The organism is Thermomonas sp. (assembly GCF_029945965.1).
Classification (GTDB): domain Bacteria; phylum Pseudomonadota; class Gammaproteobacteria; order Xanthomonadales; family Xanthomonadaceae; genus Thermomonas.
In genome coordinates this window covers 363,509-385,835 of sequence record NZ_JAQSDO010000006.1, presented here as the reverse complement: position 1 = coordinate 385,835, position 22,327 = coordinate 363,509, and the positions used below count along the sequence as shown (strand labels likewise).

Annotated in this window: 20 protein-coding genes; 14 read left to right on the top strand and 6 right to left on the bottom strand. The window is 64.2% G+C overall.

Annotation, left to right across the window (positions count from 1 at the left end):
- From PSV05_RS03060 to PSV05_RS03025, 8 genes are read left to right on the top strand one after another with little or no spacing between them, the layout of a single operon-like run.
- Positions 1-165, top strand: coding sequence for a cbb3-type cytochrome c oxidase subunit 3 (locus PSV05_RS03060; RefSeq protein ID WP_300061246.1), 165 nt, complete (start codon positions 1-3; stop codon positions 163-165).
- Positions 162-1,103, top strand: coding sequence for a cytochrome-c oxidase, cbb3-type subunit III (ccoP, locus tag PSV05_RS03055; RefSeq protein WP_300061243.1), 942 nt, complete (start codon positions 162-164; stop codon positions 1,101-1,103). Before PSV05_RS03060 ends, ccoP begins: the two co-directional genes overlap by 4 nt.
- A gap of 10 nt (positions 1,104-1,113) precedes the next feature.
- Entirely contained in the window at positions 1,114-1,410 is a 297-nt protein-coding gene (locus tag PSV05_RS03050) for a hypothetical protein (protein ID WP_300061240.1), read from the top strand.
- Positions 1,411-1,413: 3 nt separating this feature from the next.
- Positions 1,414-2,958 carry a 4Fe-4S dicluster domain-containing protein gene (locus PSV05_RS03045; protein WP_345782229.1) on the top strand — a complete coding sequence of 515 codons (1,545 nt, stop codon included), beginning with the start codon at positions 1,414-1,416 and terminating at the stop codon, positions 2,956-2,958.
- The gene (locus tag PSV05_RS03040) at positions 2,955-3,467 is read left to right on the top strand and encodes a FixH family protein (RefSeq protein WP_300061234.1); all 513 of its coding nucleotides are present in this window, start codon (positions 2,955-2,957) and stop codon (positions 3,465-3,467) included. The genes PSV05_RS03045 and PSV05_RS03040 overlap by 4 nt, the downstream gene beginning before the upstream one ends.
- Positions 3,464-5,908: a heavy metal translocating P-type ATPase gene (locus PSV05_RS03035; protein ID WP_300061231.1), complete on the top strand. Its 2,445-nt coding sequence runs from the start codon at positions 3,464-3,466 to the stop codon at positions 5,906-5,908. Before PSV05_RS03040 ends, PSV05_RS03035 begins: the two co-directional genes overlap by 4 nt.
- On the top strand, positions 5,908-6,102 hold the full coding sequence (ccoS, locus tag PSV05_RS03030) for a cbb3-type cytochrome oxidase assembly protein CcoS (protein WP_300061228.1): 195 nt from the start codon (positions 5,908-5,910) through the stop codon (positions 6,100-6,102). Before PSV05_RS03035 ends, ccoS begins: the two co-directional genes overlap by 1 nt.
- Complete coding sequence (locus tag PSV05_RS03025) at positions 6,092-6,817, top strand: sulfite exporter TauE/SafE family protein (protein WP_300061225.1); 726 nt, start codon at positions 6,092-6,094, stop codon at positions 6,815-6,817. Before ccoS ends, PSV05_RS03025 begins: the two co-directional genes overlap by 11 nt.
- A 108-nt stretch (positions 6,818-6,925) precedes the next feature.
- Here PSV05_RS03025 and asnB read toward each other — a convergent pair whose 3' ends face one another.
- On the bottom strand, positions 6,926-8,602 hold the full coding sequence (gene asnB / locus PSV05_RS03020; RefSeq protein ID WP_300061222.1) for an asparagine synthase B: 1,677 nt from the start codon (positions 8,600-8,602) through the stop codon (positions 6,926-6,928).
- Between the two features lie 438 nt (positions 8,603-9,040).
- Here asnB and PSV05_RS03015 point away from each other — a divergent pair, with 438 nt between their 5' ends.
- Together PSV05_RS03015 and PSV05_RS03010 are read left to right on the top strand one after the other, a co-directional pair.
- Entirely contained in the window at positions 9,041-10,519 is a 1,479-nt protein-coding gene (locus PSV05_RS03015; RefSeq protein WP_300061219.1) for a SulP family inorganic anion transporter, read from the top strand.
- Positions 10,520-10,540: 21 nt separating this feature from the next.
- Positions 10,541-11,416 (top strand): universal stress protein, encoded by an 876-nt coding sequence (locus PSV05_RS03010; RefSeq protein WP_300061217.1) that lies wholly within the window; start codon positions 10,541-10,543, stop codon positions 11,414-11,416.
- 24 nt (positions 11,417-11,440) lie between these two features.
- On the opposite strand, the gene dapE is transcribed toward PSV05_RS03010, so the two are convergent.
- The 5 genes from dapE to map form a co-directional block, all read right to left on the bottom strand.
- Entirely contained in the window at positions 11,441-12,571 is a 1,131-nt protein-coding gene (gene dapE / locus PSV05_RS03005) for a succinyl-diaminopimelate desuccinylase (protein WP_300061214.1), read from the bottom strand.
- On the bottom strand, positions 12,568-12,930 hold the full coding sequence (locus PSV05_RS03000) for a Spx/MgsR family RNA polymerase-binding regulatory protein (protein WP_300061211.1): 363 nt from the start codon (positions 12,928-12,930) through the stop codon (positions 12,568-12,570). Before PSV05_RS03000 ends, dapE begins: the two co-directional genes overlap by 4 nt.
- Positions 12,931-13,074: 144 nt before the next feature.
- On the bottom strand, positions 13,075-14,007 hold the full coding sequence (gene dapD / locus PSV05_RS02995) for a 2,3,4,5-tetrahydropyridine-2,6-dicarboxylate N-succinyltransferase (protein WP_300061208.1): 933 nt from the start codon (positions 14,005-14,007) through the stop codon (positions 13,075-13,077).
- Entirely contained in the window at positions 14,004-16,622 is a 2,619-nt protein-coding gene (gene glnD, locus PSV05_RS02990; protein ID WP_300061205.1) for a [protein-PII] uridylyltransferase, read from the bottom strand. Before glnD ends, dapD begins: the two co-directional genes overlap by 4 nt.
- On the bottom strand, positions 16,619-17,413 hold the full coding sequence (gene map, locus PSV05_RS02985; RefSeq protein ID WP_300061202.1) for a type I methionyl aminopeptidase: 795 nt from the start codon (positions 17,411-17,413) through the stop codon (positions 16,619-16,621). Before map ends, glnD begins: the two co-directional genes overlap by 4 nt.
- Before the next feature lie 328 nt (positions 17,414-17,741).
- Between map and rpsB the strand changes: the two genes are divergently transcribed.
- The 4 genes from rpsB (at position 17,742) to PSV05_RS02965 (ending at position 22,317) form a co-directional block, all read left to right on the top strand.
- Entirely contained in the window at positions 17,742-18,647 is a 906-nt protein-coding gene (gene rpsB, locus PSV05_RS02980; protein ID WP_300061199.1) for a 30S ribosomal protein S2, read from the top strand.
- Between the two features lie 154 nt (positions 18,648-18,801).
- On the top strand, positions 18,802-19,680 hold the full coding sequence (gene tsf, locus PSV05_RS02975; RefSeq protein WP_300061197.1) for a translation elongation factor Ts: 879 nt from the start codon (positions 18,802-18,804) through the stop codon (positions 19,678-19,680).
- A 124-nt stretch (positions 19,681-19,804) separates the two neighbouring features.
- The gene (locus PSV05_RS02970) at positions 19,805-21,256 is read left to right on the top strand and encodes a TolC family protein (protein ID WP_300061194.1); all 1,452 of its coding nucleotides are present in this window, start codon (positions 19,805-19,807) and stop codon (positions 21,254-21,256) included.
- The gene (locus PSV05_RS02965; protein WP_300061191.1) at positions 21,253-22,317 is read left to right on the top strand and encodes an efflux RND transporter periplasmic adaptor subunit; all 1,065 of its coding nucleotides are present in this window, start codon (positions 21,253-21,255) and stop codon (positions 22,315-22,317) included. Before PSV05_RS02970 ends, PSV05_RS02965 begins: the two co-directional genes overlap by 4 nt.
- Positions 22,318-22,327 lie beyond the last annotated feature (10 nt).

Here is a 22,327-nt window from a genome sequence, read left to right as displayed (position 1 = left end):
ATGTTGTCCGGAATCATCACCTCGATACTGCTGGTCCTGTTCCTGGCGGGTTGGGCATGGGCCTGGAGCCCACGCCGCCGCGCCGATTTCGACGCCGCGGCGCAGCTGCCGCTGGATGACGCGGAAACCGCGGACGGCACCCGTACCGTGGAGAACAAACCATGAGCACCGCTTGGTCCTGGTATGTGATCGTGCTGGTGGTGATCAATATCGGTGGCTGCGTCTGGCTGCTGTGGTGGTCGGCGAAAAGCCGTCCCGGCGATGCCAAGCCGGATGACACCAGCCATGTCTGGGATGGCGACATCACCGAGTACAACAAGCCCCTGCCGCGCTGGTGGATCAACCTGTTCTACCTGACGATCGTGTTCGCCATCGGCTACCTGGCCTGGTATGGCGGACTGGGTGGTTACCAGGGGCTCGGCAAGTGGACCTCGCAGGGCGAACACGCGCGCGACCTTGCGTCGGACACGGCACGGCTGGAAAAAACATTCGCGCCCTACCACGGCAAGTCGATCAACGTGCTCGCGGGCGATGCGAACGCGGTCCGTTTGGGTCGTTCGATCTTCGGCAACACGTGCGCGACCTGCCATGGCTCGTCGGCAAAGGGCGCAACTGGCTATCCCAACCTGTCCGACAACATCTGGCATTGGGGCGGCAAGCCGGATCAGATCCTGGAAACCGTGCTCAATGGCCGCGAAGGCGTGATGCCGCCATGGGGAAAGGTGTTGTCGGGAATGGGGGGCGTGGATGCCACCGACTACGTGATCGCTTATGTACGCCAGCTAGGCGGAAATGGCGCGCCGGCCGGGGCTGATTACGCCGCCGCACGCGGCAAAACCCTGTACGAAGGGCTTTGTGTCAGCTGCCATGGCGTGGACGCCAGGGGCAACCAGGCGCTTGGCGCCCCTGACCTGACCGACGACTACTGGCTTTACGGCAAAAGTACGGCAGCAATGCGCCAGACCATCAACAACGGTCGCCACGGCGTGATGCCTGCGCATGGCGCCCTGCTGGGCGATACCCGGGTGCGCCTGGCTGCAGCCTATGTCTGGTCGTTGTCGCATCGCCCCGACGCCGGCACCAACGTCGGCAACGCCCCATGATCGGGATGCCATGACCAGTTTCACCACGCCGGGTTTAGATCATCCGCCGCTACCGTTGGCGCAGATGGTCGGCGCGATCCTGTGGCCGAGTTTCTTCGCCGCTGGTGTTGCGACCATGGTGTTCTTCGCCTTCGTCGATCCACTGGTGCTGCGCGACATGACCTTTCCATCGCTACCAATGACGCGTGGACTTGGCTACAGCATCGGCTTCTTCATGTTCTGGCTTGCGACTGCGTCCTCGAGCCTGTTCACCTGGATCCTTTTGCGCCCGGCCAGCCGCTTCAACCGGCCGTTGCCGCCAGGCTGAATGATGGCGAACAAGCAGATTCCACTGGATGTGATCGATACCGGCGGCTCAGCCTACGTCAGCGAGCGCAAGGTCTATCCGCGTGACGTCTCCGGACCGCTCAACCGCTTGCGGGTGGCGGCGGTGTTCTGGCTGCTCGGCATGTACTACCTGATGCCGTGGCTGAAGTGGGACGGTCGTCAAGCTGTGCTGTTCGATTTGCCTGCACGCAAGTTCTACGTGTTGGGGATGACGTTCTGGCCGCAGGACTTCCTGTTCCTGGCAATGCTGTTGATGATCGCCGCGCTTGCCCTGTTCTTCTTCACCGCGCTCGCCGGCAGGTTGTGGTGCGGATATGCGTGCCCGCAGACCGTGTGGACCGAGGTCTTCCTGTGGATGGAAAGCGCCATAGAAGGCGACCGCCACAAGCGCATGAAACTCGATGCGGCCCCGTGGAGCCGCGAGAAGCTGATGCGCAAGGGCAGCAAGCACATGGTGTGGCTGCTGTTCGCGTTGTGGACGGGCTTTACCTTCGTGGGTTTCTTCACGCCGATCCACGACCTGACGGCGCGTGTCTATCCGTTCCAGTGGGGCGGTTGGGAAACGTTCTGGGTGTTCTTCTATGCACTCGCGACCTGGGGCAATGCCGGCTTCCTGCGTGAGCAGGTGTGCAAGTACATGTGCCCCTACGCGCGCTTCCAGAGCGCGATGTTCGACCGCAATACGCTGATCATTGCCTACGACCCGATGCGCGGGGAACCGCGCGGCCCGCGCAAGCGCGGCCTGGCCAGCGTGCTGGAGCGCGCCCGCGGCCTGCTGGATGAGGCCACCGCTTCCGACTACGTGTTCCGCTCGGCGCAACATCCGAGCGCAGCGACGGCGCAGGTGCATGCAGCAGGCACTATTACGATGGCCGCCGCTGGCATGGTCGCCGTACCGCTTCCAAAATTCGCGCCGGATGCACTGGGTGACTGCATCGACTGCACCCTGTGCGTGCAGGTGTGCCCGACCGGGATCGACATCCGCAACGGCCTGCAATACGAATGCATCGCCTGCGGCGCCTGCATCGATGCCTGTGACGCGGTCATGGACAAGGTCGGCTATCCGCATGGCCTGATCCGCTATTCAACCCAGAATGCGATCGACGGCAAGGCCACCCGCGTATTGCGTCCACGCATCATGGTGTACGGCTTGATCCTGCTCGGGTTGATCCTGGCCTGGGCCTGGGGCGTTGCGCACCGCACCCCGCTGATCGTGGAGGTGTTGCGTGATCGCAACGCCCTCTACCGTGAGTCCTCAGAAGGTATTGAAAACAGCTACACGCTCAAATTGGTGAACAAGACCGACCAGCAACAGCTGTATACGGTCAAAGTCCAGTCCGACGTGTCCGGACTGCACCTGCGCGAGTCACCCGATATTTCGGTTGAAGCAAGCTCGGTGGCGGCACTGCCACTGACGATGGTGGCAGGCAATGCAACATCTGGCCGGCACGACCTGCGGATTATTGTCACAGCTGCTGACGGCACGGAGAAATCAGTGGACAGCAGCTTCTTTGGACCCATGCCATGACCGAACCACGTCGCGCATGGAAGGAACCGATGGTGTGGCTGGTGGTGGCGCTCCCCGCGTTGGCGGTGGTCGCCTCGATCGCCCTGCTGGTCGCGGCGGCGCGTTCCAGTGGAAACAACGACATGGTCGCCGACAAGGTCCAGCACACCGGCCAGATCCAGGAGGCTGACATCGGCCCCGATGCCCGCGCGATGGAGCTGAAGCTGGGAGCGGTGCTGCAGTCCGAGGATGGTATGTTGCGCGTGTTCCCTGCCGGCGGCGAATTCCTGCGCAGCCAGCCCCTGCACCTGCAACTCCTGCATCCGAACCGGCAGGACGACGATGTGTCGCTGACGCTGCTGCCTGATGAGCTTGGCTGGCACGTCAAGTACACGGCCGATAGCGGCCATGACTGGAACGCGCGATTGAGCGATGGCAATGCAGGTGCTGGTGGAAACTGGCGCCTGCGCGGACGCCTGCCACGCGGTCAACGGGCCACGCACCTGGGGCCCGCGCTGGACGCGAAGTGAACACATCGGCTGATCGCGCCTGCCATCACTGCGGCGAGCCACTTCCCTCACCACCCGTGATCGCAACCCTCGACGGTCAGTCGCATGCGTTCTGCTGCGCCGGCTGCGCGGGCGCTGCGCAATGGATCGCCGATGCCGGCCTCGCCAACTATTACCAGCTGCGCACCGCACCCGCAGACCAGGTCGGCGAGGCTATCGTCGACTTTTCCAGCTGGGATCGCGATGACCTGCTGCAGGATCACGTCCATGCCGTCGCCGGTGGCCGCGAGATCACCGTGCTGTCGGACGGGATGCACTGCGCCGCCTGCGCCTGGCTGATCGACCGTGCGTTGCGTACGCAAGACGGTGTCCTCGACATCAGCGCCAATGCCGTCACCGGACGCATCCGCATCGCATGGGATCCGACCCGCGTCGCGCTGTCGAAATTGCTTGAACGAATCGCGGCACTCGGCTATCGCAGTTACCTCAGTAGCGGGCAAGCGCGCGAGCAGGCACGCCGCAGCGAACGCAATCGCTGGTTGCTCCGACTTGGCCTGGCAGGCCTTGGCACGATGCAGGCGATGATGTTCGCCGAAGCGCTGTACCTCGACACCAACCATGAAATGCCGCTGGCGACCCGCGACTTCTTCCGCTGGCTGACCTTCCTGGTATCCACGCCGGTGGTGTTCTGGTCGGGCTGGCCGTTCATCGCCGGTATGCTGCGTGAACTGCGCGGCCGCAGGCTTGGCATGGACACGCTGATCGCCAGCGCAACCTTGCTGGCCTACGGCGCCAGTGTGGTCGAGACCATCCGCGGCGGACCGCATGTCTGGTTTGATGCGGCAGTGATGTTCGTGTTCTTGCTGCTCGCGGCGCGCATGCTCGAGCAGCGTGCGCGCAACATCGCAAGTGCGCAGGTCGATGCGCTGGCGCGGGCGCGCCCGGTGATTGCGGTGCGCGAGTCAGCCGACGGTACACGTGAAGCGGTGCCGGTCGCGGCTTTGTGCATCGATGACATCGTGCGTGTCGCCGCAGGTGATGTGGTGCCAGCCGATGGCACACTGCTGGATACCAATGCCAGTTTCGAGGAAGCCCTGCTGACCGGCGAAGCCACCGCGGTGAACAAGCAGCCGGGCAGCGAAGTATATGCCGGTACCGTGTGTCGCGAGCAATCCGCACGCCTGCGCGTGCATCGCGTGGGCGCCGATACCCGCCTCTCGCAACTCGCGCGGATGGTGGATCATGCTCAGGCACACCGACCACCGTTGGCACGGCTTGCCGACCGCATCGCCGGCTGGTTTGTGCTCGCCCTGCTGCTGGCCGCGTTACTGGTGTGGCTGGCGTGGCGCATCCACGATCCCTCGCGTGCATTCGAAGTGACCTTGGCGCTGCTGGTGATCAGCTGCCCGTGCGCACTGTCCCTGTCGATTCCCACTGCGCTCGCCGTCGCCCACGGCACATTGGCCCGCGCTGGCGTGCTGCCGTTGCGCGCGGATGCACTTGAGACGCTGGCCGGGGTGACCGACGTGGTGTTCGACAAGACCGGCACGCTCAGCGATGGCAGGCCGCGACGCAGCTCGGTGGACACCTTCGAAGGATTCGACACTGCTCAGGCATTGCGCATCGCCGCGGCACTTGAACGCGACAGTGGCCATCCGCTGCAGCACGTATTCGCCGAAGTCGACGACGCGCCGCATGCGAGCAATGTGCGCACGCTGCCGGGAGCCGGCATCGAAGGCATGATCGATGGCGTCAAGTGGCGGCTTGGCCAGGCCGGCTTTGCCTGCGGCGGTGTAGACGATGGCGCCCTGTGGCTCAGCGATGGCGTGCGCGGCGTTGCTCGCTTTGGCGTGCAGGAAAGTGCGCGGCCCGAAGCCGCCGCCGCCATCGCCGCATTGCGCGCACAGGGCCTGCGCCTGCATCTGTCGAGCGGCGATGCGCACGCCGCAGTGATGCGTTTTGGCGAAATGCTGGGCATCGACGATGTGCATGCGCGGCAGACGCCTGAGCAGAAGCTGGCGTTCGTGCGCGGCCTGCAGTCCGAAGGTCGCCGTGTAGCCATGGTCGGTGACGGACTCAACGATGCACCGGTCCTCGCCGGCGCCGACGTGTCGCTGGCGCTGGCCAATGGCGCGGCACTCGCGCAGCGCGCCGCCGACCTGGTGCTGTCGCATCCATCGCTGATGCGAATCCCTGAATCTGTGGCGCTGGCCCGGCGCACGCGCACGATCATCCGGCAGAATCTGGCCTGGGCACTTGGCTACAACCTGCTGGCATTGCCGTTGGCTGCTGCGGGCCTGGTCACGCCCTGGCTGGCGGCATTGGGCATGGCGGTCTCGTCGCTGACGGTGACGCTCAATGCATTGCGTCTTTCGCCACGCCAACGCGTCACGGCATTCCGTCCGCAACAGCGATCGACACCTGCGATGATCGCAGCCGCGCCCATTGCCCGGACCGATTGATGGCAATCCTGTTGGTCTTGATCCCCATCAGCTTGATGCTGCTCGGCGTGGCGGCCTGGGCATTTGTTTGGGCGGTGCGCCGCGGCCAGTTCGAAGACCTGGACACCGCTGCGCTGGACATCCTGCAGGACGATCTGCCGCCAGCAACGCCACAACGCCATGACGATGATGACGGGAGTAGCGATGCCGGTTGACCTGCTGGTACTCGGCGCCGCATTGACCACCGGCCTGTTGGGTGGCGCGCATTGCGCGGCCATGTGCGGCGGCATTGCCACCAGCATTGGCAACGGTAATCGCGGTTGGTGGCAGGCGCTGCAGCCGAATCTTGGGCGCGTGCTGGGTTATGTGCTGGCCGGCGCGATTGTGGGCGGAATAGGCAGCGGTCTGCTCGGCATCGCACGCATTCCCATGTTGGGGGTGGTGATGCGCGCGGCGGTCGGCATCGTGCTGGTCATCGCCGGCCTGCGCCTGCTGGATCGCAAGAATCACCTGCCACGTTTCTTCGGCGGCCCCGCCACGCGCTTCTGGCAACTGCTGCGGCCATTGCAACGACATTTGATTCCGGCCGACACTCTCACCAAGCGACTGCTGCTGGGCATGTTGTGGGGCTGGATGCCGTGTGGCTTGAGCACCACCCTGCTGGCAGCTGCATGGCTTCAGGCCAGCGCCAGCCATGGCGCATTGACGATGGCGGCATTTGGTCTGGGTACCTTGCCGATGATGGTGCCGCTGACCTGGGCTGGCGCGCGTTTTGGCCAGCGCCTGCAACGCGGCGGGTTTCGCATTGCTGCCGGACTGCTGGTGCTGGGTAGCGGCTTGGTGACGATTGCCGCGCCATGGTTGATGCAACTCCCGGCACTGCATGGCGTGCTGGAAGCGTTGGGCTGTCGCAGTTTGCCGATCGCGTGAGAGCAGGCGACGCCGCCTACTGTGGCGTGCTCGCTACGCGGCTCTGAATGCCGCTGCGCGAACACCCCACAGTCTCGTCGTCGCCAACAGCTTGGTCTTCGTCGTGGGTTACAGCGCCGCCGTGTGTACCCCTGCAATCGCGCGTCCGGATGGATCGGCGGCGTTGGCGAATGCGGCATCCCATGCGATCGCGGCGGGCGATGAACACGCAATCGACTTGCCGCCCGGCACCGTGTTCGCACAGGCATCGCCCGGGAACACCTGGTCGAACAGGTCACGGTAGAAATAGCCTTCCTTGGTCGTCGGTGTGTTGATCGGGAAGCGCGTGGCGGCTTCGGCGAACGCGACGTCACTGACATTGGCCTCGGCGTGTGCCTTCAATCCATCGATCCAGCCGTAGCCCACGCCATCGCTGAACTGTTCCTTCTGCCGCCACAGGATCTCTTTCGGCAGATAGCCCTCGAAGGCTTCGCGCAGGATTCCTTTTTCTATTTTTCCGTTCCCAGCCATCTTGTGCTGGGCATCCATGCGCATCGCCACGTCCATGAATTCCACATCCAGGAATGGCACCCGCGGCTCCACACCCCAGGCCATCATCGACTTGTTCGCGCGCAAGCAGTCAAAGCTGTGCAACGCGTCGAGTTTGCGCACGAGTTCTTCGTGAAACTCACGTGCATTCGGTGCCTTGTGGAAGTAGAGATAGCCGCCGAACAGTTCATCGCTGCCCTCGCCGGACAGCACCATCTTCACGCCCATCGCCTTGATGCGCCGTGCCAACAGGTACATCGGCGTGGATGCGCGAATGGTGGTCACGTCATAAGTCTCGATGTGGCGAATCACTTCCGGCAGCGCGTCGAGACCTTCCTCGAAGCTATAGGTGAAGCCGTGATGCACGGTGCCCAGCGCTTCGGCCGCGATCTCCGCCGCCGCCAGGTCCGGCGAACCGTCCAGGCCGATCGCGAAGCTGTGCAGGCGCGGCCACCAGGCCTCGCCCCTGTCGTCGTCCTCGACGCGCTTGCGCGCGAACTTGGCTGCACAGGCCGCGACCAGCGATGAATCCAGTCCGCCCGACAACAGCACGCCATACGGCACGTCGCTCATCATCTGCCGATGCACCGCGCGCTCGAACGCCTCGCGCAACTCTGCCTTGTCGGCAGCCACGCCCTGCACCGCGTCGTAGTCGCGCCAGGCGCGCTTGTACCAATGCGTAAGCTCGCCAGTGGCGGTGTCGAACACATGGCCCGGCGGGAACGCAGCGACATCGGGACACATGCGCGTGATCGCCTTCATTTCCGACGCGACCCAGATCCGTCCTTCGGCATCGTGGCCCCAGTACAACGGACAGATGCCCATGTGATCACGCGCGATCAATGCATGCTTGGCGCCCGCATCCCACAGTGCAAACGCAAAGATGCCGTTGAGCCGACCCAGCCACGTCGCCGGTGCCTCGCCATCGCGATATAGCGCATTGACGACTTCGCAATCGGAACCGGTCTGGTAGGAATACTGCTTCGCCAGCCGGCGTTCGAGTTCGCGGTGGTTGTAGATCTCGCCATTGACCGCCAGCACCAACTGGCCATCAGCCGAACGAATGGGCTGCGCGCCACCCGCCGGATCGACGATGGCCAGCCGCTCATGCACCAGCAGCGCATTGGCATCGACATGCACGCCGCTCCAGTCTGGCCCGCGGTGGCGCTGGCGCGCCGACAGCGAGAGTGCAAGCGGACGCAGCGGATGCATGTCGGCACCGGGGCGGAGATCGAAGACACCGAGGATCGAACACATGGGGAAGTCCTGCCGTGGAGTATGTGGAAGTGAATTTGTGGAGGTGAAAAAGTACGCCGCAAAAAAGAAAAGGCCCGCACGTTTCGGTGCGGGCCTCGGTTCGATTTGCGTGCGTTGCGCGCGCTAATCGCCGACCCGCGGGGGGCTGGCGTTCAGACGATTATTGATGGTCCGCAGGAAGCTCATGGCGCCGACTATGCATGGCCGCTGGCCAGCGCGCAAGCAGGCATGCGAGGCGCGACTGCCGTGGCTTCGCCATCCCGGTTCATCCCGGCAGGAGGGCGAACAGCCCGCCTCGTTTACAATGGCCGCCCCTGCAGACATGCTCCTTGCCGACAGCACTTTTGTCTGCATCCGCCCCGCCTTCCTACCTTCTGCCCGCGCACCATCGACACGGTACCGAGATCCGTGGGCTGTATCAGGAAAATCGTTTTGAAGATGACATCCCGTGCTGGCCAGGAATGGTTCGGCAATATCCGCGGCGACGTACTCGCCGGCCTGGTGGTCGCGCTTGCGCTGATTCCCGAGGCAATTGCCTTTTCGATTATTGCTGGCGTCGACCCCAAGGTCGGCTTGTACGCGTCATTTTCGATTGCAGTCGTCATTGCCTTCGCCGGTGGTCGGCCCGGCATGATTTCTGCCGCCACCGGCGCGATGGCGCTGGTGATGGTCACCCTGGTCAAGGACCATGGCCTGCAATACCTGCTGGCGACCACCGTGCTGACCGGCGTGCTGCAGATCATCGCCGGCATGCTCAAGCTGGGCAGCCTGATGCGGTTCGTGTCGCGCTCGGTGATCACCGGTTTCGTCAATGCATTGGCCATCCTGATCTTCATGGCGCAATTGCCCGAACTGATCAATGTGCCGTGGACCGTCTATGCGATGACTGCGGCCGGTCTAGGCATCATCTATCTGTTCCCGCGCATCACCAAGGCGGTCCCGTCGCCACTGGTCACAATTGTGGTCCTGACCGGGGTGGCGATGTGGCTCAAGCTCGATATCCACACCGTCGGCGACATGGGCGAACTGCCCGACAGCCTGCCGATCTTCATGCTGCCATCGGTTCCGCTTAACCTGGAAACACTCGGGATCATTCTTCCGGTTGCTGCGACATTGGCAGTGGTTGGTCTGCTGGAGTCGATGCTGACTTCGCAGATCATCGACGACCTGACCGACACGCCCAGCAACAAGAATCGCGAATGCGCGGGACAAGGCATCGCCAATATCGCCACCGGATTCATCGGCGGCATGGCCGGCTGCGCGATGATCGGGCAGTCGGTGATCAACGTGAAATCCGGCGGCCGCGGGCGCCTGTCCACGCTGGTAGCCGGCAGCGTGCTGCTGCTGATGGTGGTGTTCGCCGGCCCGTGGGTGAAGCAGATCCCGATGGCGGCGCTGGTGGCGGTGATGATCATGGTGTCGATCGGCACCTTCAGCTGGTCGTCAATTCGCAACCTGCACACGCATCCAAAATCCTCCAGCATCGTCATGCTCGGGACTGTCATCGTCACCGTAATGACCCACGACCTGGCCAGGGGCGTGCTCACCGGGGTGTTGTTGTCGGCGCTGTTCTTTGCGCGCAAGGTCGGTCAGGTACTGCATGTGGATTCGACCGCAAGCGCCGATGGTCGCGAGCGCACCTATGCGGTGACAGGCCAGGTGTTCTTCGCATCGGCCAATGATTTCGTCGCCCGCTTCGATTTCAGGGAAGTACTGGAACGCGTAGTGATCGATGTCAGCAATGCGCATTTCTGGGATCTCAGCGCGGTCGGTGCGCTGGACAAGGTGGTGCTGAAATTCCGCCGCGAAGGCAGCAACATCGAGATCATCGGCATGAATGACGCGAGCGCGACGATCATTGATCGGCTCGCGATCCATGACAAACCCGGTGCCGAACGCCTGATGGGCGGGCACTGAGCGAGCATTTGGAGGAGCGCAATGACCCAATCCCTGATCAATATCGATGGCCGCGTGCTGGCTGCGATCGACCCGTCGGTTTATGCCGCAAGCGTCGCCAGTCTTGCTGCCTGGGCCGCGACCCACTTGGGTGCCCCCTTTGAACTCCTGCACGTGATCGCGCGCGATCCAAGCATTGCCCCGCCAGATCTCAGCGGCAACCTGTCGATGGACACCACCCAGGTCCTGCTCGGTGAACTTGCCGCACTTGACGAACAACGCGCGAAAATGGCGCAGGCGCATGGCCGCGAATTGCTGCAACAGCTGCAATCCGAGGTGCTTGTGAAATCCGGCGTGACTGCCACGATCACCCAACGCCATGGCGTGCTGGTCGATACCTTGCTCGATCTCGAGCTGGCCACGCGGCTGATCGTGATTGGCAAGCGTGGCGAACATGCGGATTTCGCCAAGGGCCACCTCGGCAGCAACCTGGAACGCGTGGTGCGCGCAGTGCATCGCCCGGTGCTGGTCGCCGCGCGCGAGTACCGGCCAATCAGTCGCTTCCTGGTCGCCTTCGATGGCAGCGCCACCACCCGTACCTGCATCGAGATGATCTGCGCCAGCCCGCTGTTGCGCGATGTCGAATGCCATGTACTGATGGTTGGCGATGACACGACCGACCATCGCGATGCGCTCGCATGGGCGCAGGCGCAACTCACCAGCGCAGGCTTCACGCCGACCATGCACCTGCAACCAGGCAGCGCCGATACGACGATTGCCCGGCACGTAGATGAGCTGAAAGCCGACCTGCTGGTGATGGGCGCCTACGGCCATTCGCGGATCCGCACGATGATCCTGGGCAGCACCACCACGCAATTGCTGCGGACCTGCCATATCCCGGTATTGCTGCTGCGCTGACCGAAGCGCCGCACGGTCGGCAACTCAGGACATCAATCGCTCTATCAGTGCCAGATAAAGATCCGGCAGGCGTTCCAGATCAGCAACGCGGACGTTTTCATCGACCTTGTGGATGCTCGCATTGACCGGCCCGATCTCGATGCACTGCGTGCCCAGCGGCGCAATGAAACGCGCATCGGACGTGCCGCCACCGGTGCTCTCTTCCGGCGCGGCACCCGCGAACTCAGCCAACACCTCGCGCGCCGCAGCACGTAACGGACCTTCCGGCGTATGGAACGGCTCACCGCTGCGATACCAATGGATATCGTATTCAAGGCCATGCGCATGCAACACGGCTTCGCATTCGGCTTCCAACCGTGGCGCATCCCAATGCGGGTTGTAGCGCAAGTTGAACAACACCTGCAGCTCGCCTGGAATCACGTTGTTGGCGCCGGTGCCGGCGTGGATGTTGCTGATCTGCAAGCTGGTCGGCGGAAAGGTTTCGTAGCCCATATCCCACTGCCGCGCAGCGAGTTCACTCAACGCCGGCATCGCCTGATGAATCGGGTTACGCGCCTTGTCTGGATAGGCGACGTGGCCCTGCACGCCCTTGACGTTAAGCGTCGCCGAGAGCGAGCCGCGTCGACCGACCCGCAGCAAGTCGCCGAGCGTTTCTTTCGATGACGGCTCGCCAGTAATGCACCAATCGATGCGCTGGCCGCGCTCCTTGAAAATATTCGCGACACGGCGCACGCCATCAATCGCATCGCCCTCCTCGTCCGAGGTCAGCAGCAATGCAACCGTGCCCGGGTGATCCGGATGCCCAGCGACGAAACGCTCCAGCGCGACCACGAACGCCGCCACACTGCCCTTCATGTCGGCGGCCCCACGTCCGTACAGCACGCCATCGCGAATTTCAGGCGCGAAGGGATCGCTAGCCCAGGCCTCGCACGGGTCCGGCGGCACCACATCGGTATGCCCAAGCAAGACCAGCACCGGGCCATCACCGCTGCCGTGCGTCGCAAAAAAATTGTCGACTTCGCCCAGCCGCAGGTGTTCGTTCGTGAAGCCTGAAGCCGCCAGCCGCGTGGCGATCATAGCCTGGCAGCCGGCGTCCTCCGGCGTGACCGAAGGCCGCGCGATCAAGTCGCAAGTCAGGTCGAACACTTCGCTCACTGGCCCACTCCAAACAATTTCTTGAAGCCGTTGTCACTGAACCCCTGCAACACACTTACGTCATCCATTACGACGACCGGCCGGCGGATCAGCTGTGGATATTCGCGCAACAGCAATTTCCATTCGGCATCACTGCCGGGCGTCTTGCGCTGCGGCGCAAGATTCCGCCACGTCGTCGATGACTTGTTGACCATCGCCTCCCAACCACCGAGTGCGTCCTTCCACTTCACCAAACCCTCAGGCGATTGCGGGCTGTCGCGGTAGTCGATAAACACGTGTGCAACACCAAAGCGGTCAAGCCACTTGCGGGCTTTCCTGCAGGTGTCGCAATTGGCGAGGCCGTAAATTGTTTTGGTCATGACGCGACAAACTCAAGGAGGATGGCCGGCAGGCGATTTTCGCGACCTTAGGCGACATGGATGTCGCCGATGAGCCTACATGGATGTATTTACGGCGTGTCGCGAAAGTTGCCTGCCGGGCAGCCTCGCTCCACGCTGCGCGTGTCAGTCCGCCAACCCACGCAACAATTCATTCACCGACGTCTTGCTGCGTGTCTTCGCATCAACCTGCTTGACGATCACCGCGCAGTACAGCGAATGCGAACCGTCCTTCGCCGGCAATTGCCCGGACACCACCACGCTGTAAGGCGGCACCGAACCATAGCTGACCTCGCCAGTCGCGCGGTTGTACACACGCGTGCTCTGGCCGAGAAACACGCCCATGCCGATCACGCTGTGGTGGCCGACCACGAAACCTTCCACCACTTCCGAACGTGCACCGATGAAGCAATGGTCCTCGATAATCGTCGGGCTGGCCTGCAACGGTTCAAGCACGCCGCCGATTCCTGCCCCACCGGACAGGTGGCAATGCTTGCCGATCTGCGCGCAGCTGCCAACCGTGGCCCAGGTGTCGACCATCGTGCCCTCGCCGACATGCGCACCGATATTAACGAAGCTCGGCATCAGCACCACGTCCCTACCGACGTGGCTGCCACTGCGCACGACCGCGCCCGGCACCACGCGCACGCCGAGCTTGCGGAACGCGGCTTCGTCGAAGTCCGCGAAGCGCGCTGGCACCTTGTCCCAGGATGGCGCCGGATAGCCTTCCACCAATTCCATGTCCGAGGTGCGGAAGTACAGCAGTACCGCTTTTTTCAGCCATTCGTTGACCTGCCAGCCGCCATTGCCGTCGGGTTCGGCCACGCGCAGCCAGCCATTTTCCAGGCCCGCGATCGCGCGATCCACGGCCGGTCGGGTCGAACCCTCGATCTCTTCCAGCGTCAGCATCGCGCGCCGTTCCCAGGCGCTGTCGATGATGAAGCGAAGTTCCTTGGCTTCGGCCAGGCACGCGGCGGCCAGCTTCGACAAGGGACGTTTCAAAACCGCCTTCTTTACAGCCTTGGCAGGGGCCTTGGACGCGGGCTTGGCAGTGCTCATTCTGGTTCTCCGTCAAGTGCGGCCAGCAGCGCGTCGCGCAATACCTGGCGTTGGTGGTCGTCCTGCAACGCGCGGTCATGCTCGTCGCTGATCTGGAACATGTCTTCGGCGCGTGCGCCGAAGGTGGCGATGCGCGCATCGTGCACGCGCAATCGCAAGCTGCGCAGCACGCGGCTGACATTCGCCAGCAGGCCTGGACGGTCGGTGCACACAAGGCTGAGCAGGGTACGCCCGTTCTCGGCATCAGCGAATTCAACCTGCGGCACGATCCGGAAATGACGCAGGTGGCGGGGCTGGGTGCGCCGTGCGGGACGGATGCTGTCCAGGTCAGTCGTCTCCAGCGCGCTGCGCAGACGTTGATCGACCTGCTCCGCCTGCACCGGGCGCTGACCCTCAGCCGGGATCACTTCGAAGCTGTCGACCACGCTTCCGTGCGGGCCATCCAGCAGGCGCGCTTGCTGGATCGCAAGACCGAGCCGGTCCAGGGTGGCGACGATCGCCGCGAACAGACCATCGCGATCGGGCGAACGCACGAAAATTTCCAACGCGCCGGCCTGTGCGCCAAGCGGCCGCACCGCGATGCGCAGGTCGCCAGGTGCCAGCTCGCGCAATTGCTGCGCCTGCCACGCCAGCGCATCGGGTCGCCCGCGCAGGAAGCACTCGGGCGGCAGCTCATCAAACAGGTCCTCGATTTCCAGTGGACCCAGGCCAGCTTGATCCAGCAATGCACTAGTGGCGGCATGATTCTCCGCGATCCGTTCCGTCGCCCGCACTGGATGCTCCAGGCCGCGCCGCAACGCAAGCCGGGTTGCTGTGTACAGGTCGGCCAGCAAGCGGTCCTTCCATGCATTCCACAACTTCGGCGAGGTGCCGGCGATATCCGCGCAAGTCAGCAGGTACAGCATGTCTAGGCGTTCGCGATCAGCGACCTGCACTGCAAAACGATGGATCACCGCGGGATCGCCGATGTCCTGCTTTTGCGCGGTCACCGACATCAGCAGGTGCTCCTCGACCAGCCATGCAACCAAGGCGGTCTCGCCCTCGCTCAGGCCATGCGCCTCGCAAAATTCGCGCGCATCCACTGCTCCGAGTTTTGAATGATCGCCACCGCGACCCTTGGCGATGTCGTGGAACAGGCCCGCGAGCAGCAGCAATTCCGGCTTGCGCAGGCGTGGCCACGCTTCATGCGCGATCGCGAAGCGCTCGTCGGCCTGCCCGCTGGCGAAGTGGCCCATGTTTTGCAGCACCATCAAGGTGTGCTGGTCGACCGTGTAGACGTGGAACAGGTCGAACTGCATGCGCCCGGTGACCTGCGAAAACGCCGGGATCCAGCGCCCAAGCACGCCCAGCCGGGCCAACCGCTTCAGGGTCTCGACCGGCATCGGGCCGCGCAGCAGCGCCACGAAGGCGCGGCGCTCGTGCATGCCAACCGCGTCGAAGGCGGGCAAGCGCGGCAGCGACTCCGCCAGCGCGCGTGCCGTACGCGAATGCAGGCCACGCGTCTGCGGCGTGGCCGCCCATTTCGCGAACAGCGCGAACACCTCGCCGATTGCAGCATGTGGCCAGCCGCGCTCGTCATCGCAGGCTGCGAGGTAGCCGTGGCGAAGCTCGAAGTGTTCCGACAGCGGCACTGCTTCGGCATCGCCTTCCAGGATTTCCTCGAAGCGCTGCAGCAGGCGTTCGCTGATCCGCGAGATCAGCGCGGCGGCGCGGTAGAAACCCTGCATCATCTGCTCGACCGCAAGGCTGCCCTCGATGTCGACGAAGCCGAGGCGTTCGGCCAATGCCTTCTGGTAATCGAAGCGCAACCGCTCCTCACGCTTGCGCGCCACCACGTGCAGGCCCCAGCGCAGGCGCGAGACCTCCCGGCGCGCGCGCACCACGGTCTCGTATTCGTCGGCACCCAATTGACCCAGCGCGACCAGCGATTCCAGGTCGCGGGTGCCGGACAGGCGCATCGCCATCCAGCGCAGGGTCTGGATGTCGCGCAGCCCGCCCGGGCCTTCCTTGAGGTTGGGTTCCAGGTTGTCACTGGTATCGCCGAAGCGCGCATGGCGCTGGCGCAGTTCCTCGCGCTTGGCATCGAAATATTCACGCGGCGGCCAGACGCGTTCGGGCGCGATGGCATCGGCAAGTTCTGCCCGGTCCGTCTCCGATGCTGCCAGCGCACGCGCCTCCATCAGCGCGGTCATTACCGTCAGGTCATCTGCAGCCGATTGAGTGCACTGGGCCAACGAGCGCACGCCATGGCCCAGCGGCAGGCCGGCATCCCACAGCAACGCGAACAAGCGCGCCAGCGACTCGGCATGCGCCGTCGCAACCGCGTCCTCGGCCACCACTTGCAGGTCGACGTCAGAACCGGGGTACAGCTCGCCGCGACCGTAGCCGCCGACCGCGAACAGGCTCATCTGTGCATCCGGGTGGATGCAGCGCCGCCAGGCTTCGCGGATCAGCGCATCGATGCCAGCCGCGCGGCGGCTGGTCAGGGTGTCGACATCTTCATTGCGGTCGAAGCGCTGCGCGAGCAGCGCGTCCGCCTGCGTCAATTGCTCACGCGCCTGCAGCGCCCATGCATTGTCGTCGAGCGGCAACGCGTCGGCAGACGGAGGCGTCACGGGTCGTTGTCGTCGCCGGGCAGGCGGGTCAGGATCTCCACACCGTCGGCGGTCACCGCGACGGTGTGTTCCCACTGCGCCGACAACTTGCGGTCCTTGGTGACCACCGTCCAGTTGTCCGGCAACAGCCGCGTATGCCGGCTGCCTTCATTGATCATCGGCTCGATGGTGAAGGTCATGCCTTCGCGCAGCAGTACGCCATCGCCAGGGCGGCCGTAATGCAGGACCTGCGGTTCGTCGTGATAGACCTTGCCGATGCCGTGGCCGCAGTACTCACGGACTACGCTGAAGCGCTCGGATTCGGCATATTCCTGGATCGCGTGGCCGACATCGCCCAGGGTCGCGCCCGGCTTCACCGCGCGGATGCCGCGGAACATTGCTTCGCGGGTCACCTCGACCAGCCGTTTGGCCATCACCGACGGGGTGCCGACGAAGTACATGCGGCTGGTATCGCCGTGCCAGCCGTCCTTGATCACGGTGACATCGATGTTGAGGATGTCGCCGTCCTTGAGCAGCTTGCCCGGACTTGGCATACCGTGGCAGATCACGTTGTTGACCGAGGTGCAGACGGTGTACGGGAACGGGATGCGACCATGACCGCCGCCGTAGCCGACATTCGCAGGGATCGCCTGCTGCACGTTCACGATGTGCTCAAAGCAGATGCGGTCCAGCTCCTCGGTGGTGACGCCCGGCTTCACATGCGGGGCGACCACCTGCAGTACTTCGGCGGCCAGGCGGCCGGCCACGCGCATCTTCTCGAGGTCGTCAGGGGTCTTGAGATTGATTGTCATCGGATCATTATTGCCGATCCGCGCCGCCGACCAAAGCGCCGCCCCACTTCGCCACCCCATCCCTGATTGCCCCTGGCCCGGTTTCACGGCATAATTCCGGGGCTTTACAGCCGCCATGCCGGGCAGCGAAAGACTTTTTCGGAGTGCCCTAGGCACTCCATCGGCAAATCCACAGTTGTCGACAACCCCTGCGCCGGGGTGCTCCGCAAGGAGTTCGGACGCAGTGACGACAACGAGGCTCAACCCCGGAACCCCGCAGCCTGCCTCACGGACAAGTTGCAGCGCCATCATCCAACCCGGCGCGGGTTCCACCATTGGAGTTCAAGCAATGCCTCAGATCACGATGCGTCAAATGCTGGAAGCCGGCGTCCATTTCGGCCACCAGACCCGCTACTGGAATCCCAAGATGGGCCCGTACATCTTCGGCGCCCGCGGCAAGATCCACATCATCAACCTCGAAAAGACCGTCCCGCTGTTCAACGACGCGATGAACTTCATCAGCGGCGTGGCGCAGAAGCGCGGCATCATCCTGTTCGTCGGCACCAAGCGCAGCGCACGCGATGCGGTCAAGGAAGAAGCGACCCGTTGCGGCATGCCGTACATGACCCAGCGCTGGCTGGGCGGCACGCTGACCAACTTCGCCACCGTCAAGAAGTCGGTGTCGCGCCTGAAGGAACTGGAAGCCGCCGAGTCCGACGGTACCTTCGAGAAGCTGGTCAAGCACGAAGTGATGGGCCTGCGCCGCGAGCGCGACAAGCTGGAAGCAAGCCTGGGCGGCATCAAGGACATGAACCGCTTGCCCGACGCGCTGTTCGTGATCGACATCGGCCATGAAGACATCGCCATCAAGGAAGCCAAGAAGCTCGGCATCCCGGTGATCGCGGTGGTCGACACCAACTACGACCCCAACCTGGTCGACTACGCGATCCCCGGCAATGACGACGCCATCCGCGCCGTGCAGCTGTACGCTGGTGCCGCCGCCGATTCCGTGCTGGAAGGCAAGGCCGCCATGCCGTCCGCTGCCTCGGTTCGCGAAGAAGACTTCACTGGCGCCGAAGGCGACGACAAGAAGTCGGGCCGCCGCGCACCGGCCAAGAAGGTTGCTGCACCGGCCAAGGCTGAAGTGACTGCCCCGACCAAGGCTGAAGAAGCTGCACCGACCAAGACTGAAGAAGCTGCGCCGGCCAAGGCTGAAGCAGCTGCACCGGCCGCCGACGCACCTGCTGCCGAGTAACAAATGTCTCTTACTCCCCGCAAGCGGGGAGTAATGGGCGTGTGATGCGGTCGCGCCATGCTGCGCGGCGCCATCCCCACATCCGCATGCGCGGAATTCCGTGCATGCCTTTCGGCGGGCCAAGGCCCGCCCTATCCACCGATTGAGGTTACCCATGGCAGATATCACTGCATCCCAGGTCAAGGAACTGCGCGAGCGCACTGGCGCCGGCATGATGGAGTGCAAGAAGGCGCTCAGCGAAACCGCTGGCGACATCGACGCCGCCGCCGAGGCCTTGCGCAAGTCCGGTCTGGCCAAGGCCGACAAGAAGGCCAGCCGCGTCACCGCTGAAGGCCTCATCGTGATGGCCCAGGACAGCGGCAAGGCCGTGCTGGTCGAAGTCAATTCCGAAACCGATTTCGTAGCCAAGGACGACAACTTCCTGGACTTCGCCAATGCCGTCGCCGCTGCTGCGCTGGCGTCCGGCGTCGCCGACGTCGAGGCACTCAAGTCGGTCACCCTGCCCTCCGGCGCAACCGTCGAAGAAGCCCGCGCCGCCGTGATCGCCAAGGTCGGCGAGAACGTGCAGGTGCGTCGCATGGTGAGCGTCAACAGCAAGAACAACGTGGCTGCGTATGTCCACAGCGGCAAGATCGGCGTTGTCGTCGACCTGGCCGGTGGCGATGCCGAGCTGGCACGTGGCGTGGCCATGCACGTGGCGGCGATGAACCCGCCGTACAACAAGGCGGCCGACGTGCCGGCCGACTTCGTGGCCAAGGAAAAGGAAATCGAGCTGGCCAAGATGTCCGAAAAGGACAAGGCCAAGCCAGCTGAAATCCTCGAGAAGATCATCGGCGGCAAGCTTGCCAAGATCGTCAACGAAGTAAGCCTGTACGGCCAGCCCTACGTGCTGAACACCGACCAGACCGTCGAGCAGGCGATGAAGGCTGCCGGCGCCGACGTGGTGTCGTTCACCCGCCTTGCGGTGGGCGAAGGCATCGAGAAGGTGGTCGAGGACTACGCCGCCGAAGTCGCCAAGGCGATGCAGGTCTGATTTTCCGCAACATCCGATCCACGAAAAACCCGCGAGCGATCGCGGGTTTTTTGTTTTCGCAGCTTGCTAACACTTGGCGTAGAAACCATCGGCTAGAGTGCAGCGACTCTCAGACAAGCAGACCATGCATCCTGCACCAAGCATCATCTCCCTGCGGAAATCCGCCACGCTCCTGCTGACGCTGGGCCTCGCCGCCTGTGCGGCCTACGTGCCGCACCCGCTGGACACGCATTCGCACCGCATCGGCGTGGACGCCATCCAGGTCAGCCCCGAGGCGATGCCGCTGCCAGCCCTGCGTACGCATCGCTTCGATCCCGGCGACGGCCTGGACATGACCGAGACCGCGATGCTCGCGGTCGCCAACAATCCCGACTTGCGGGTCGCGCGCGACGCCGTCGGCATCGCGCGCGCGCAGGCCTTCGCCGCCGGACTGCTACCCGACCCGCAGCTCTCGCTCAGCGCCGACCATCCGTCCGGCAACATCGCCGGAAGCAACACCAATGCGTTCGGGCTAGGCCTCAGCTACGACATCAACGCGCTGCTGCGCCGCTCTGCCGAACACGCCTCCGCACGCGCGGCACAGACCCGGGGCGAGCAGGAACTGCTGTGGCAGGAGTGGCAGGTCGTCGCGCAGGCGCGGCTGCTGTTCGTGCGCAGCGTCGAAGGCGAACGCCTGCTGGCGCTGCTCGAACACCAACGCGCCCTGTTCGTCGACCGCCAGGCGCGGCTGCGCCGGGCCTTCGATGACGGCAACGTCACCGTCGATGCCGTCGCTACCGATTATGCGGCGCTACAGGGCGTGGAGCAGAAAAAACGCGACACGCAACGCACGCTGGCGAAAAACCGCCACGACCTGAACAATCTGCTCGGCCTGGATCCAGGCATACAGCTGCGCCTGGTTGGTGACGACGCACCGCTGCACGTCGATGCAACCCGGGTGCGCGCATTGCTCCAGCAGCTGCCGGAGATCCGCCCCGACCTGCGCGCGCTCGCCGCGGGCTACAGCAGTCAGGACGAGAAATATCGCGCAGCGGTAGTTGCACAGTTCCCGATGATGTCGATCGGCTTCAACCACGCCCGCGATACCAGCGGCATTTACACCACCGGATTCGGGCTGTCGCTGTCGCTGCCGATCTTCAACGGCAACCGCGGCAACATCGCGATCGAGAAGGTCACCCGCCAGCGCCTGTACGACGATTACCAGGCACGGCTGGCCGCCGCCACCGCGGAAATCGAGGTCATCCTCGACGACCGTGCACTGGCGCGCGAACAGCTGGCTGCAGCGCAGGCGTCGGTCGCCGGACTGCACGACCTGTCCGCGCATTCGCAGGCCGCCTACAGCGCCGGCGGCATCGACGTCCTGACCTACGCCAACCAGCGCGATGCACTGCTGTCGGCGCAGATGGAAGTACTGAAACTCGAGCAGGCCCTGCGCGAGCAGGAAATTGGCCTGCAGGGCCTGCTCGGCAGCGCCCTGCCCGCAGATGCGACAGACACGCCCGCAGCGGGCGATCCGGAACCAGGGACGGCAGCGCCAATGACCACGACGCCGACAAAAGTGGAGCAAGCACGATGACGCACAAACAATGGCCGGTCCTGTGCGCTGTGATCCTGCTGGTTTCCGCCTGCAGTAGCGGAAGCAACGGCAACGCGGCCCCCGATGCCGCCAATGGCAGCGTCCAGGTGCGGACCACGCCGCTACGCAGGCAGATACTCGACGAAACGCTGACCCTGTACGGGGTGGTCGTACAGGATCCGGGCGCGGTCGAGAACATCAGTTTCGCGCGGCCGGTGCTGGTCTCCCGGCTGCGGGTGCGCGCCGGCGAACCGGTCCGGAAAGGGCAGGCCCTGCTGGATGTGGAGACCGACCCCAGCGCCTCGGGCGCCTACGTCCAAGCCCAGTCCACGCTCGAACTGGCACGCGGTGAACTCAAGCGTACGCAGGAACTGGCCAACGAGCGGCTGGCGACGCAATCGCAACTGGCCACTGCACGCAAGGCGCTGGCCGATGCCGATGCCGCGCTGGAGGTGCAGCGCAAACTCGGCGCGGCGCCCGGCACCCAGCAGGTCCGGGCCTCGCGCGACGGCATCGTGTCCAGCCTGTCGGCGCAGCAGGGCGACCGGGTGGCGGCCGGGACGACGGTGCTGCAGGTCTCCGAAGCCGGCGCGGAACATGCGTTGCTGGGCGCCGAACCCGAAGACATCGAGCGGCTGGCACCGGGCATGGCGGTGCAATTGTCTCCCGTGTTCAGCGGAACATCGGTCGCGGCGAAGATCACGCAGGTCTTCGGCGTGATTGATGCCAAGACCCAGCTGGTAGACGTGTCGGTGCAGGTCGATGCCGCCTCGCCGACCATGCTGCCGGCGCTGAAGGTGCGCGGGGATATCGCCCTGCGCTCGCCGGAGGTATTCGTGCTTCCGCGCGATGCGGTACTGACCGACAGCGACGGCGCCTACCTGTTCCAGGTGGCCAACGGACACGCCAGGCGGATCAGCGTGCAGGTGCGCGTCGAATCCGGCGACCTGATCGGCGTCGACGGCAAGCTGGATCCTGCGCTCCCGGTCGTGGTCAGCGGCAACTACGAACTCAACGACGGCATGCCGGTCCGCGTCGTGACGGCAAAGGCCGGCCAGTAATGACACTGAC